Here is a 14,031-nt window from a genome sequence, read left to right on the forward strand (position 1 = left end):
TATTTGAATTTTCATACTTTTTAGTAAAATATTTATTTTACCTAATATTTGTTAAATTTTTATCATTAAAATCTAAAATATATTTCTAAATATATATTTTTGTTAATCTACATATTTATATTATTTTTTTATTAAAATTATATAATTGTTTTTATATTTTTATGGAATTATTCTTAAAATTTATTTTTCCTTTTCCTTACATTTGTGTAACCCTATTAATTTTTTCTATGATTTATTTATAATTTATAACTTTTTTTAATAATTTATTGATATTTTTTTATAAATCCACACTTTTCTTTCCTGTATTCTGTTTGTTATGATATACTATAATAAACGCTAAATGACCACTATCAATATTTTCTTCTAAAAAAGGAGGTCTTTATATGAAAAAAATTTTGATATGTTTTTTAACTGCTTTTACGTTAATGTCTAGTACGACATTACCATCTTTTGCAGATACTCTATCTGACAGTAAGGTTAAATATAACCAAATAAGTGATCAAATTAAAAATTTAGATGATAAAATATCAGAACTAGATTCAGAAATTAATGCACTTAATAATAAAATAAAAACTAATAAAGATAGAATAAGCTCAGTTGAAAAAGAAATTGATACTACTCAACTTAAAATAAAATCAACTGAAAAGCAAATAGATGAAGGACAAGCTGTGTTATCAAACAGACTAAGAGCTGTTTATAAAAGTGGTAATTACTCTTTATCTTCTTATGTTGCTTTTATATTTGAATCAGAAGGTCTTGGAGACTTAATTGAAAGAATCAATACTATAAGCAAAATAGTAGATGCAGATAATATTATGATAACTCAATTAAAAGATAATTCAGCGTCATTAAAAAATGATGCTAAAAACTTAGTTGCTAAAAAAGAAGAAATTGTTAAACTTAATGATGAAAACAACGAAAATTTAAAAACCGTTGTCGCAAAACAAAATGATTTAAAAAAATCTAAAGCTAAATTTGATAAAGAAAAATCAAAAGTTCAAGCAGTTATAAAAGAAAATGAAGAAAAACTTATTAATTATCCTGTAAATGTTATTAGTTCTTCTTCATCATCAATCAATGATTTACAAAATGCTGTAACAACATTAAAAGAATTATTACCTCAAATTTCTACTTCATCTGTTAAGGACAAGGCTAATTCCTATATTTCAAAAGGAAATGACTTAATTAATAAAAAGAAAGATGAAGAAAGAGTTGCTAAAGAAAAGGCTGAAAGAGAAGCTAGAGAAAAGGCTGAAAGAGAAGCTCAAAATAATTCTAACAAAAATAACAACAGCAATAGTTCAAATAGTAACTCAAATAGCAGCAATAATAGCTCAAGCAGTAATAGTAGTAGTTCAAATAACACAAATAGTTCAAACAGTAATACTTCAGGTAAAAAAACATTTACTATGGAAGCTACTGCATATTCTGGACATAATACAACTGCAATGGGACTTAGACCAGTTAGAGAACCTAATGGAATAAGTACAGTTGCTGTAGATAGTAGTGTAATTCCACTAGGTAGTAAGGTTTATGTAGAAGGATATGGCGTTGCAATAGCATCTGATACAGGTGGTGCTATTAAAGGAAATAAAATAGACTTATTTATGAACTCTGAATCAGAATGTCTTCAATTTGGTAGAAGACCAGTTACAGTTACAATTTTAGCTTATCCAGGAGAATGGTAATAAAAAAGAGAAATTCAAAATATTTTGAATTTCTCTTTTTAACTTTAAAATTATTTATTCTTATTATTTGTTCTTATTATTTGTTCTTATTTTTTGAAATTATATTATAGCAAAGTGCTAATAATACCCCTCCAACTAAATTACCTAAAGTTACAATTACTATATTATAAACAAATCCTCCAATTGTAATTGCCATACCTTGTGGTGATAATAATCCTATAGTTAAAAGTGTCATATTTGCAATACTATGTTCAAATCCTGCTGTTATAAATACAAATAAGCACCAAAATACCATTATAAGTTTTCCTGATTCACTTTTAAGCTTAATTGAACACCATATAGCTAAACATACTAATATATTACATAATATTCCCCTAACAAATAATTGTGGAGCTCCCATTGTCATTTTAGTAAGGCTTGTCTTAGCAATAAATTCTCCAATTGGTCCTGTTGCAAGACCTGCAATAACAAATGCAAAAGCACCAATTGCTGAACCCATTAAATTTCCTATAAATGCTGCTATCCAGACCTTTATTGTATCTATCCAAGATATTTCCCCACTTAATGAGGCAACTGTCATCACAAAATTATTCCCTGTAAATAATTCAGCTCCCGCAAAAATTACTAAGCTAAGTGCAACACCAAATGCAGCTCCCATAACAATTTTAGTCATAGGTGATCCAGCACTTGTTAAAATTCCTCCAATTGAAAATATTAACATGATTCCAAAACCTACATATAATCCAGCTAAAATAGCACTAATCATATACCCTAATTTATTTTCTTTTAATAAGCTAACCTTACTTTTACCAGCATTTGATACAGCTTTTAATTCTTCTTTAAACATATCGTTCTCTCTCCTTTTTTATCTCTCTTATATTGTTAAATATATAACAATATGTTATATATTTCTGTGATAATTATCACGTTTTTAATATTTTCTTTACATATTTTAAAAAAGGATATTCAAAATATATGAATATCCTTTTAAACGATTAGTATTTATTTAGCATATAATGCCTTCCACGTATTTTTTGTAACTATTCCATCTACGGTTACTCCTACATCCTCTTGTAATTTTTTAATTTCATTGACTGTAACTATCCCAAAAACTCCATCAGCTCCATATGGTGATAAATTATACCCTTTATTAATTAATCTTTCTTGAATTAATTTTGTCAAATTTCCTCTTGCTCCATTTTTTATGATAACGCATGCATTTAAAGTCTTCTCACCAAAATAACCATCAACTTTCAATCTAGCATCAAATTGTTTATTTAATTCTCTTTGCAAACACTCTACTTCGTAACCACTAATGCTTTTTTCCCATAATTCTTGTTTATTATTTTCATGCTCTTTAACTCCATCATCTGATTCATTACTTGTATTTTCATCTTCTATATTTATATCTATATTCTTATTTAATATACCTTCTGCTATAGCTTTCCCTATTTTATCAGCACCAAGTTTTTTATATAATTCAACATCTTTTGTAGCTTCAACAAAGCAAACTTCTATAATCATGGCAACTTACAAATAAGTCTACTTTAACTCTATTAGCCTCATTAACTCCATATATTAAATCACTACTTACTGAATTATAAGAATCATCTGGAGTAACATCAATAACTTGTGCTCCACCTAGTTTTAAATATTTTATAACAGAATTCTTTATATATCTAGCTTCTTTAGTTTCTTCTATTATGCCCTTTGCCCCTGGAACACTAAAATTATGTCCAGCCCTTATTGCTATTTTCATCTATATCCTCTCCTTTTTATTAGCTTTAGTAAATTATCTACTATTATATAAATATTCAATTTACATATATTTTGTAATTAAATGTGATTATAAAAATTATTTTTAGAGAATATTTTTAAAATTTTATTTTTATATAAAACAAAAAAGGTTGAATAAGATAATTGTTTTTATCTTATTCAACCTTAGTATTCAAACATATACGAGACAAGACATAAGCGGAGTTCTGTATTAAGCAATCATCTATCTAGGTTTACTATTGCTAGCAAACTCAAGCGACACACCACGAAGCGGGACGGGCAGCCCCATTATGCTTCTTTCTCGGTCTTGCTCCAGGTGGGGTTTACATAGCCATAATGTCTCCATTATGCTGGTGAGCTCTTACCTCGCCTTTCCATCCTTACCTAAAAACTTAGGCGGTATATTTCTGTTGCACTATCCTTCGAGTCGCCTCGACTGGCCGTTAGCCAGCACCCTGCCCTGTGGAGCTCCGACTTTCCTCTCCTAGCTCTAAGGCTAGCAGCGATTGCACGTCTTACTCGCAATACCTATGATACCATATAATTTAATAGAATACAAATACTTTTTTATTTAGCAAACTAATATGAATATTATAACTAATAACGTCATTATTACTATGCCAGTAAACCCCACTCCTAGAAATAATAATGTAAAAAACATTGCTAAACATACACAACATTTAGCGGGTGTAAACCATCTTATACATGCAAAATTTCTTATATTCTGTAACCACGGAAAACAACCAAATAATCCGCCTTTTCCTCTTCTTCTACTCATAAAACCATCCATAAAATATTATTATTATTTAATATATGTGATAGTTTTCTTTTTGTTACTACTTAAATAAATGTATATGGATCACTACTTACTTTAGAATCTATAAATTCTATATCTTTAAAACTTTCTTTTAATGTCTTCATAGTTTCTAAAAATACTAGCCATTCTGTATTAAAGTGTCCTGCATCAATTATAGTTATACCTAATTCTTTATAATCTGATGCAAAATGGTAAGTTGTATCACCTGTTATTATACAGTTGGCACCTCTTTTTACTGCTTCTTTTATAAAATCCTGACCACTACCATTTATTATTGCTATATTTTTGATATTATCTTTTCCCTCTACAATTCTTAAATGCTCTATATTTAGCTTTTTCTTAACTAAATCTACAACTTCTTTAATACTAAGTTCTTTTTCTAATCTAACTATTCTACCAAGTCCTGCATCTTTAAATCCTTGAGTATTATTTTTTTCAATTATTTCACTAAAGTTAAAGCCTAATATTTTAACAATAGTATGATTTATACCATTTTCTACTGAATCTAAATTAGTGTGGCTTGAGTATAATGAAATATCATTTTTGATAAGTTCAATTATTTTATTTCCTAATAAATCATTTTTTACAATTCTATTAGGCTTTCTAAATATAAGTGGATGATGAGTTATTATCATATCACATTTATTTTCTTTAGCTTCTTCTATGACCTTATTTGTACAATCTAAGGCTAGTAATACCTTATTTACATCTTGTTCTTCATCTCCAACCATAAGGCCAACATTATCAAAACCTTCTTTTAAAATCTCTGGTGCTATTTTATTCATAGCATATCTTATATCTTTAACCTTTATACCCATAAAATTTCATCTCCAAACTAATTGCAGTAATTTTCTAAATTAGTTAATATACTTATCTTTTCTTCAAGTTCTTTTTTTCTCTTTAAAGCACTTTCTGTATCATCTTCTATAAGATTTAATATTTTTTCGTACTTTTGTTTTTTAGATTTTATATATTCTCCCATTAAAGGATGCTTATCTCTTAATAATTTTGGACTTATTTCATAATAAATTAAATCTAATTCCGTTTCTTCTCCATCTTTAGCTCTAACTTTAAATAATTCATAATATTTATCTTCATCTATACATAAATCTTCAGCTATAACCTCATATCCATTAGTATAAAGATATTCTCTTAAAACTTCTGGGTTTTGTGCTGGTTGAAGGATTAAATAATCTAATTCCTTTACCTTATCTTTATCAGCTTCTAATATATCTTTTATTAAATTTCCACCCATACCAGCTATAACAGCTACTTGAGCTTCTCCATTTTTTATAGTTTCTAGTCCTGATCCTAATCTTGTATCAATATTTTCATCAACAGATTCAAATATTGAATTTAATTTAGCCTTATCAAGAGGATCTTTATTTATATCTGATGCAATAGCATTTTTACATATTCCATTCTTAACTGCATATATAGGAATATATCCATGATCTGTTCCTATATCAACTAATGTATTGCAATTTTCTATATGATTTACTATTAAATTTAGTCTTTTACTTAATTCCATTTGTTCTCTCCTGTTTTAATAATTATTTTTATTAAATTCTTTTGTTTTTAAGATTAATTATAACACACACTATCAAAAATAAAATAGCACCTTAATTGGTGCTATTTTAAGCTTAATCTAAATAATCTTTAAGCTTTTTACTTCTTGATGGATGTCTTAACTTTCTTAAAGCTTTTGCTTCTATTTGTCTAATTCTTTCTCTAGTTACATTAAACTCTTTTCCAACTTCTTCAAGAGTTCTAGCTCTTCCATCATCTAATCCAAATCTTAGTCTTAATACTTTTTCTTCTCTTGGAGTTAATGTATCTAAAACATTTATAAGCTGTTCTTTAAGCATTGTAAATGCTGCAGCTTCTGCTGGAGCTAATGCATCATCATCTGGAATAAAATCACCTAAATGACTATCTTCTTCTTCTCCAATTGGAGTTTCAAGTGAAACTGGTTCTTGGGCAATCTTTTGAATTTCTCTTACCTTTTCAACTGGTAAATCCATAACCTTTGAAATTTCTTCTGGGAAAGGATCTCTTCCAAGTTCTTGTAATAATTGTCTTTGAACTCTTATTAATTTATTAATAGTTTCAACCATATGAACAGGAATTCTTATAGTTCTTGCTTGATCGGCTATAGCTCTTGTAATTGCCTGTCTAATCCACCATGTAGCATATGTTGAGAACTTATATCCTTTTCTGTAATCAAATTTTTCTACAGCTTTTATTAATCCTAAGTTTCCTTCTTGAATAAGATCTAAAAACAGCATACCTCTTCCAACATATCTTTTAGCTATACTTACAACTAATCTTAAGTTTGCTTCTGCTAATTTCTTTTTAGCATATTGGCTTCCTTCTTCTATCTTCTTTGCAAGTTCTACTTCTTCTTCTGAAGATAATAGTGGAACCTTACCTATTTCCTTTAAATACATTCTAACTGGGTCATCTATTGCAATACCTTCAGGTACACTTAAATCTAATTCCTCTTCTTCTACTTCAGCCTCATGTGGTTCACCTATAACTTCGATACCCATTGACTCTAAAACTTCATATATCTTTTCTATTTGTTCTGGACTTAACTCAATATTATCAATCTCATCCATGATTTCTTTATAAGTTAATGAACCATTCTTCTTTCCTTTATCTATAAGGCTTTTAACTACAGTCATCCTCTGATTTCTGTCTTTCTTTTCATCTTTTGCCTTTGCTTTTACTACCATATTTTGGTGACCTCCTTCCGTCATGACCAAACTAACTCTTCTCTCCCTTTTTTAACACATCATTTATCTTTTTTAGTTCTAAAGCAATTTTTATAGATTCTTCTATTAATCCATCTTTTTCTAATTGTCTTAATTTTACTTTAAGATCTTCAGCTTTTTTTGTAAGCTTAAAGTTCTTTATCTGTTTTATGTAATCTAATATTAACTTATTTACATCTTTGCCTTTTAAAACTTCAAATTCTTTTACTTTTACCCATTCTTTAGAAGAATCTACATCATCACAACCTGCTTCAACATGTAAATTAATATCTTTTAATTCTTTTTTCTTAGCTTCCTTGATTAAATTAAATATCTTCGCATATGGTTTAGAAATAAAATCATCCGAAGAAATATTTGATACTATCTCTTCATAATAATCATCTTCTAACATTAATTTTATCAATGATTTTTCAGCTTTTACATAACCAGGTTCTACATATAATTTTGTTCCATATTCTTCCTTTTTATTCATGAAATCATCACTTTTCGTATTTCTAGTCATAGCTATTAAGTCATATAATGACTGTTCTTTAATTCCTATGTCTTCAGATATACTCTTTACATAAATATCTTTTTCAACAGGATTAAGATTTGCTAATATATCAGCGACTCTATTACCATACTCTACAAGAGAAGATTTATCTTTAAAATTTATACCTTCTTTTGCTTTTTCAAGCCTATAAGATATTAAATTTTCAGCCTTATCCACCAACTTTAAAAAAGCATCTTTTCCATTACTTCTTACAAATTCATCTGGATCTTTACCTTGAGGAATTTTAAGTACTCTAACATCAAAACCTGCCTCTTTTAAAATTTCAAGTCCTCTTAAGGTCGCAGTTTGACCTGCAACATCTGCATCATAAGAAATTATAACTTTATCTGCATATCTTTTAAGAAGTCTTGCTTGGTTAACTGTAAGTGCAGTACCTAGTGATGCTACAACATTTGTTATACCATACTGATGAAGTGAAATTAAATCCATATATCCTTCAACTATAATGAAATATCTTTTTTCTATTCTATTTTTAATAGCAAAATTTAATCCATAAAGATTTGTTCCCTTTTGAAATACTAAAGTTTCTGGAGAATTTAAATATTTAGGTTTTGAGTCATCTAAAACTCTTCCCCCAAATCCTATAACATTTCCCTTAATATCAAATACCGGAAACATAACTCTATTTCTAAATCTATCATATATTGTTCCCTTTTGGCTTTTAATTACAAGCCCTGCTTCAAGCATTAAAGAATCACTAAATCCTTTTTTCTTAAGATACATACGAAGATTTTGCCATCCATCTTTAGCATAACCTAATCCAAATCTTTTTATAGTTATTTCTTTTATTCCTCTGTTTAAAAAATACTCTTTTGCATTTTCATTTTCTTGGAGATTTGAAAAAAAGTATCTTGCAGCCTCTACATTTATCTTATACAAAAGTTCTTTCTTTTTAACTACTTTACTTTCTTCCCCATTTCCAAGATTTAAAGGAATATTTGCACGTTCAGCTAAAAGCTTACAGCTTTCTATAAAGTTTAGATTTTTTTGCTTCATTACAAATGTCAATACATTACCAGCTTCTCCACATCCAAAGCATTTATAAATCTGCTTATCTTGAGAAACACTAAAAGAAGGTGATTTTTCACCATGAAATGGACAAAGGCCCATATAATTACGACCTGATCTTTTTAGTCTTACTGTTTCTGAAATAACATCAACAATATCATTTTCTTGTTTAATTCTTTCAATAGTTTCTTCTGTAATACGCAAGGAGCTTCTCTCCCTCCTTTGCTGTCTTTATGCAACTTATATTATATTCGACATTTTTTTTGGTATTCCTTCTTTTATTTCTATATAATTATAGAATATTATATTTTTTTACCCATTATTATCTATTCTGCTTAAAGAATGAAATTCCTTCTTTTTTTTCGATAATTTTATATTTCCTAATTTTGTATTTTTTATTCACAAAATTAATATACAACTAATTTAGGTACATATATTTCATTAAACTTATTTAGACAATAATCATCACTCATACCTGAAACATAGTCCGCTACCCCTCTATATATCCCTTCTTCCTCAACTATCTCTCTGTATAACCTTGGCATTTTTTCTGGTTTTTTAGTATAAAATTCTATTACTGATTCTAAAATAAATTTTGCTTTTTCTCTCTCTGCTTTTAAAATTTCTCCTAAGTAAATATTTTTAAACATAAATTCTCTAAGTTCTCTCATAGCTTCATCTTTTTCTTTGCTAAGTCCAACTTTAAGCACACCTTCATCTAAGTTTTTATTTGATTCATTTATAAAATCTGTAACTAATACCTTTATTCTTTTAGAATGTGTATTTCCAAGAACCTTTATAACTTCTTTTGGAAGTTCATCTTCAGCTAATAAATTAGCCCTTATAGAATCATCTATATCATGATTTATATATGCTATTTTATCTGAATACTTAACCACTCTTCCTTCTAAAGTCATAGCTTCATTTTTCTGATTTTTAGAAAGGCCACTATGTTTTAAAATACCATCAATAACTTCTTTCGTTAAGTTTAATCCCTCTCCATTTTTCTCAAGCCTATTTATAACCCTTATACTCTGTTCATTATGCCTAAATCCCTCTTTAAGAAAGCTATTTAATACCTCTTCTCCATTATGTGCAAATGCAGCATGACCTAAATCATGTCCTAAAGAGATAGCTTCAATTAGATGCTCATTAAGTCCAATTCCAACACCTATTGTTCTTGCAATTTGAGTAACTTCTAGTGTATGCGTTAGCCTATTTCTATAATGATCACCTTTTGTTCTAATATAAACTTGAGTTTTATCTTTTAATCTTCTAAATGCTTTTGAATGTATTATTCTATCTCTATCAACCATATAACATGTTCTAACAAGATCACTATCTTCTTTTTTATTTCTGCCCATACTTTTAAAAGATGCTTGTGCTTCTTTTCTTAATATCAACCTTTCAAACTTCTCAATTTTCTCTCTTATAACCATATAACTTCACCTCACCTCAAGTATTCTATAATTCTCTTTAAAATCCTTTAATTATTAATTCAACTTATTATTTGCAAAAATTTAAAATTTATTATTTAAAATTATATTATTCTATTTTAAAGTTATTACTAATAATATAGTAATAAGCAATTAATGGAGGAGATTATTATTTATGGATAGAAAAAAACAAAATAAACTTATGAATATTTTTTCTGAAAAAAGCATGAAGAAAAATGTATTAGTTCACTATGGGCTAGAAAATGCTAAGGTAAGTATGGTGAAATTTAAAAATACAGAAAAACAAAGAGCTGTATATAAAGTATGCTATGAAAAGCATTGTTATTGCCTAAAAAAAGTTTATTTTGATGAACCTAACCTTTTATTTGTTTATTCATCATTAGAATGGCTTTTTAAAAGTGGAATTAAAACTCCAACATTTTTAAATACTCTATCTGGAAATAAATTTGTTAAGTTTAATGATATGTATTTTATCCTCACAATATGGATAGATGGAATAAAATGCGACTTTGATAATTTAGATCATCTTATAATCTCCTCAAAACAATTAGCCGGTATACATTCATGTTCAAGAAATTTTGTTCCAATAGAAGGAAGTAAAAAAAGAAAAGGCTTCTCTGATTACTACATATCAACTTTAAAACATTTTAATCAAATTTTGACATTTTATAACTTGGCATGCGAAACATTAGATGATTATTCTATTGAGTTTTTAGAAAATTTTGAGGATAATTTAGAACTTGCTAAATGGTCATTAAATTTATCTTCTCATATAAATAATGATAATCTTTCAAAATCATTATGTCATGAAGATTATGTAAATAAAAATATTATTTTTGATAAAAATTCACGTATATGGGTTATTGACTTAGATAAATGCAAACTTGATTATTCTGCTAGAGACGTAGGATATTTTCTAAGACGATTACTAAGACGAGACAACACAAAATTTGATGTAGAACTTACCCTTACTATTTTAAGAGAATACAATAATATAGCTAATCTTACGCCTTCTGATATAAGGTATATATTATCATATATATGTTTCCCTCAAAAGTTTTGGAAACTATCAAGAGATTATTATAAAAATATAGAAAAACAAGATAAATCTTTATTTATAAATCTTCTTAGAAAATCAAATAAAAAAACATATTTTCAACTTAAATTTATAAAAGAAATTTCAAAAAGAATAGAATTAGAATATAACTTTAAATTATAGTCTTTTTATAGTTTTAAAAAACAGCCTAGATTTTTCTCTAGACTGTTTTTTATTAATTATCTTTTATTTTTAACTTGTGCTTGTGCTGCTGCAAGTCTTGCAAGTGGCACTCTAAAAGGTGAGCATGAAACATAGTTTAATCCTATATCATGACAGAATTCAACTGATGATGGATCTCCACCATGTTCTCCACATATGCCAAGCTTAATATCTTTTCTTGTTTGTCTTCCTTTTTCTGCTGCCATTTTTACTAATTGACCTACCCCAGTTCTATCTAACTTAGCAAATGGGTCTTGTTCGTAAATTCCTTTATCATAATAAGATGATAAGAATTTAGCAGCATCATCTCTTGAGAATCCAAAAGTCATTTGAGTTAAATCATTTGTACCAAATGAGAAGAACTCAGCTTCTTTTGCTATTTCATCTGCAGTAAGTGCAGCTCTTGGAATTTCAATCATAGTACCTACACTATACTCAATCTTAGTTCCCTTTTCTTCCATAACCTTTTCTGCAGTAGATACAACTATATCTTTAACAAATTTTAATTCTTTAATTTCTCCAACAAGAGGTATCATTATTTCTGGAACTATATGGTATCCCATTTCAATATTTACAGCTATTGCAGCTTCTATTATTGCTCTTGTTTGCATTTCAGCAATTTCAGGATAAGTTACAGCAAGACGACATCCTCTATGACCCATCATTGGATTAAATTCATGTTTACTATCAACTGCTAATTTAATATCTTCTACATCTACATCTAATTCCTTAGCTAAAGATATCATATCTTCTTCTGCATTAGGTAAGAATTCATGTAGAGGTGGATCTAGAAGTCTTATAGTTGCTGGCATTCCCTTAAGAGCTTTATATATTTCTATAAAATCTGCTCTTTGCATTGGTAAAATCTTATTTAATGCTTTTCTTCTTTCTTCTTCTGTCTTAGCTATTATCATTTCTCTAACTGCTAATATTCTGTCTTCTGCAAAGAACATATGTTCAGTTCTGCAAAGTCCTATACCTTCTGCACCAAACTCAACTGCTTGTTTTGCATCTCTTGGAGTATCTGCATTAGTTCTAACCTTTAATTTTCTTATTTCATCTACCCATCCCATAAATGTTGCAAAATGTCCAGTTATCTCTGGAGTTACAGTCTTTATCTTTTCTCCATATATATTTCCTGTTGTTCCATCTATAGAGATAAAATCATTATCTGTATAGATTTTTCCATTAACTTCTACTGTTTTTGCTTCTTCATTTACTTTAAGCTCTCCACATCCAGCAACGCAGCAAGTTCCCATTCCTCTAGCAACAACAGCTGCATGAGAAGTCATACCACCTCTAACAGTTAATATACCTTGTGATGCTATCATTCCTTCTATATCTTCTGGTGAAGTTTCAAGTCTTACTAATACAACTTGTTCTCCTTGTGCTGCTCTTTCTTTAGCTTCTTCAGCAGTGAATGCAATTTTTCCACATGCTGCTCCTGGTGAAGCTGGTAATCCTTTTGCTATTGCCTTTGCACGTTTTAAATCTTCATTATAGAAAGCTGGATGAAGTAATGTATCTAATTGTTTAGGCTCAACTTTAAGTATTGCCTCTTCCTTAGTAAGCATTCCTTCTTCAACTAAATCAACTGCTATCTTAAGTGCAGCTTGAGCTGTTCTTTTTCCATTTCTAGTTTGAAGGAAATATAGCTTACCTTCTTCAATAGTTATTTCCATATCTTGCATATCTTTATAATGATTTTCTAATTTATTTACGATGTCAGTAAATTCTTTATATATCTTAGGATTTTGTTCTTCTAATTTTTTAATAGGAAGTGGCGTTCTTATTCCTGCAACAACGTCTTCACCTTGTGCATTCATTAGATATTCACCATATATCTCTCTAGTTCCATTTGCAGGATTTCTTGAAAATACTACTCCTGTTCCTGAAGTTTCTCCTTTATTACCAAATACCATTTGTTGAACGTTTACGGCTGTTCCCCATTCTCCTGGAATATCATTTAATCTTCTATAAACTATAGCTCTTGGATTATTCCATGATCTAAATACAGCAGTAATTGCTTCGATTAATTGATCTTTTGGGTTTTGTGGGAATTCTTCACCCTTTTCTTTTCTATAGATTTCTTTGTATTGACTAACAAGCTTCTTTAAATCTTCAGTATTTAAATCTGTATCAAAAGAAACACCTTTTTCTTCTTTTATTTCATCAATTTTATCTTCAAATAATCTCTTTTCTATACCCATAACAACATCTGAGAACATTTGAATAAATCTTCTATAAGAATCATAAGCAAATCTTGGATTATTAGTAAGCTTTGCCATAGCTTCAACAGATATATCATTTAATCCTAAATTTAAAATTGTATCCATCATACCAGGCATTGAAACCCTAGCTCCTGATCTTACAGATACAAGTAGTGGATTTGTTGTGCTTCCAAATTCTTTTCCTGTTTCTTTTTCAAGTTCTTTCATAGCATTTTCGATTTCTCTAATTATAGAATCTTCTATAACCTTTCCATCTTCATAATACTTATTGCAAGCTTCTGTTGTAACAGTAAACCCTTGAGGAACTGGAACGCCTAAATTAGACATTTCAGCTAAGTTAGCTCCTTTTCCTCCTAAAAGATTTCTCATTGATGCATTTCCCTCTCTAAAAAGGTAAACGTACTTTTTCTCCATTCTCAATACTCCTCCGTTCAATACTAATGTTATCTATACTATCGGAAACTTA

The 14,031-nt window shown here is 28.5% G+C and carries 12 protein-coding genes and 1 other RNA gene; 2 read left to right on the forward strand and 11 right to left on the reverse strand.

Translation table 11 applies throughout. The annotated features are described in order from the left end of the window. Window positions 1-383 precede the first annotated feature (383 nt). On the forward strand, window positions 384-1,688 hold the full coding sequence (locus SPJ33_RS04930; RefSeq protein WP_321116858.1) for a 3D domain-containing protein: 1,305 nt from the start codon (window positions 384-386) through the stop codon (window positions 1,686-1,688). 76 nt (window positions 1,689-1,764) lie between these two features. On the opposite strand, the gene SPJ33_RS04935 is transcribed toward SPJ33_RS04930, so the two are convergent. The 10 genes from SPJ33_RS04935 to SPJ33_RS04980 form a co-directional block, all read right to left on the reverse strand. Next, complete coding sequence (locus SPJ33_RS04935) at window positions 1,765-2,535, reverse strand: formate/nitrite transporter family protein (protein WP_321116859.1); 771 nt, start codon at window positions 2,533-2,535, stop codon at window positions 1,765-1,767. 155 nt (window positions 2,536-2,690) lie between these two features. Then, complete coding sequence (locus SPJ33_RS04940) at window positions 2,691-3,212, reverse strand: peptidoglycan-binding domain-containing protein (protein ID WP_321116860.1); 522 nt, start codon at window positions 3,210-3,212, stop codon at window positions 2,691-2,693. After that, window positions 3,187-3,447, reverse strand: a complete 261-nt coding sequence (locus tag SPJ33_RS04945) for an N-acetylmuramoyl-L-alanine amidase (protein ID WP_321116861.1) — start codon at window positions 3,445-3,447, stop codon at window positions 3,187-3,189. The genes SPJ33_RS04940 and SPJ33_RS04945 overlap by 26 nt, the downstream gene beginning before the upstream one ends. 196 nt (window positions 3,448-3,643) lie before the next feature. Next, an RNA gene (gene rnpB / locus SPJ33_RS04950) (RNase P RNA component class A) lies at window positions 3,644-3,986 on the reverse strand. Window positions 3,987-4,035: 49 nt separating this feature from the next. Further along, complete coding sequence (locus tag SPJ33_RS04955; RefSeq protein ID WP_321116862.1) at window positions 4,036-4,242, reverse strand: hypothetical protein; 207 nt, start codon at window positions 4,240-4,242, stop codon at window positions 4,036-4,038. A gap of 62 nt (window positions 4,243-4,304) precedes the next feature. Further along, a complete protein-coding gene (locus SPJ33_RS04960; protein ID WP_321116863.1) occupies window positions 4,305-5,099 on the reverse strand; it encodes a Nif3-like dinuclear metal center hexameric protein in 795 nt (264 codons plus the stop codon). Window positions 5,100-5,116: 17 nt separating this feature from the next. Continuing rightward, window positions 5,117-5,812 (reverse strand): class I SAM-dependent methyltransferase, encoded by a 696-nt coding sequence (locus SPJ33_RS04965; RefSeq protein ID WP_321116864.1) that lies wholly within the window; start codon window positions 5,810-5,812, stop codon window positions 5,117-5,119. Window positions 5,813-5,924: 112 nt separating this feature from the next. Further along, window positions 5,925-7,043, reverse strand: a complete 1,119-nt coding sequence (gene rpoD, locus SPJ33_RS04970; RefSeq protein WP_321116865.1) for an RNA polymerase sigma factor RpoD — start codon at window positions 7,041-7,043, stop codon at window positions 5,925-5,927. Between the two features lie 7 nt (window positions 7,044-7,050). After that, window positions 7,051-8,823 (reverse strand): DNA primase, encoded by a 1,773-nt coding sequence (dnaG, locus tag SPJ33_RS04975; protein ID WP_321116866.1) that lies wholly within the window; start codon window positions 8,821-8,823, stop codon window positions 7,051-7,053. A gap of 203 nt (window positions 8,824-9,026) precedes the next feature. Further along, the gene (locus SPJ33_RS04980) at window positions 9,027-10,058 is read right to left on the reverse strand and encodes a deoxyguanosinetriphosphate triphosphohydrolase (protein ID WP_321116867.1); all 1,032 of its coding nucleotides are present in this window, start codon (window positions 10,056-10,058) and stop codon (window positions 9,027-9,029) included. A gap of 172 nt (window positions 10,059-10,230) precedes the next feature. On the opposite strand from SPJ33_RS04980, the gene SPJ33_RS04985 reads away from it, so the two are divergent. After that, window positions 10,231-11,295: a CotS family spore coat protein gene (locus SPJ33_RS04985; RefSeq protein WP_321116868.1), complete on the forward strand. Its 1,065-nt coding sequence runs from the start codon at window positions 10,231-10,233 to the stop codon at window positions 11,293-11,295. A gap of 56 nt (window positions 11,296-11,351) precedes the next feature. On the opposite strand, the gene ppdK is transcribed toward SPJ33_RS04985, so the two are convergent. Then, a complete protein-coding gene (gene ppdK, locus SPJ33_RS04990; RefSeq protein ID WP_321116869.1) occupies window positions 11,352-13,979 on the reverse strand; it encodes a pyruvate, phosphate dikinase in 2,628 nt (875 codons plus the stop codon). Window positions 13,980-14,031 lie beyond the last annotated feature (52 nt).

Origin of the sequence: Clostridium sp. (assembly GCF_034179595.1) — a bacterium.
Lineage (GTDB): Bacteria > Bacillota > Clostridia > Clostridiales > Clostridiaceae > Clostridium.

Bases quoted from the DNA above. Each gene is read 5' to 3' on its own strand.
- SPJ33_RS04945 (WP_321116861.1), bottom strand. From the start codon at position 3,447: ATGAAAATAGCAATAAGGGCTGGACATAATTTTAGTGTTCCAGGGGCA.
- SPJ33_RS04960 (WP_321116863.1), bottom strand. From the start codon at position 5,099: ATGGGTATAAAGGTTAAAGATATAAGATATGCTATGAATAAAATAGCA.
- SPJ33_RS04940 (WP_321116860.1), bottom strand. From the start codon at position 3,212: ATGATTATAGAAGTTTGCTTTGTTGAAGCTACAAAAGATGTTGAATTA.
- SPJ33_RS04965 (WP_321116864.1), bottom strand. From the start codon at position 5,812: ATGGAATTAAGTAAAAGACTAAATTTAATAGTAAATCATATAGAAAAT.
- SPJ33_RS04985 (WP_321116868.1), top strand. From the start codon at position 10,231: ATGGATAGAAAAAAACAAAATAAACTTATGAATATTTTTTCTGAAAAA.
- SPJ33_RS04930 (WP_321116858.1), top strand. From the start codon at position 384: ATGAAAAAAATTTTGATATGTTTTTTAACTGCTTTTACGTTAATGTCT.
- SPJ33_RS04955 (WP_321116862.1), bottom strand. From the start codon at position 4,242: ATGAGTAGAAGAAGAGGAAAAGGCGGATTATTTGGTTGTTTTCCGTGG.
- ppdK (WP_321116869.1), bottom strand. From the start codon at position 13,979: ATGGAGAAAAAGTACGTTTACCTTTTTAGAGAGGGAAATGCATCAATG.
- SPJ33_RS04980 (WP_321116867.1), bottom strand. From the start codon at position 10,058: ATGGTTATAAGAGAGAAAATTGAGAAGTTTGAAAGGTTGATATTAAGA.
- SPJ33_RS04935 (WP_321116859.1), bottom strand. From the start codon at position 2,535: ATGTTTAAAGAAGAATTAAAAGCTGTATCAAATGCTGGTAAAAGTAAG.
- rpoD (WP_321116865.1), bottom strand. From the start codon at position 7,043: ATGACGGAAGGAGGTCACCAAAATATGGTAGTAAAAGCAAAGGCAAAA.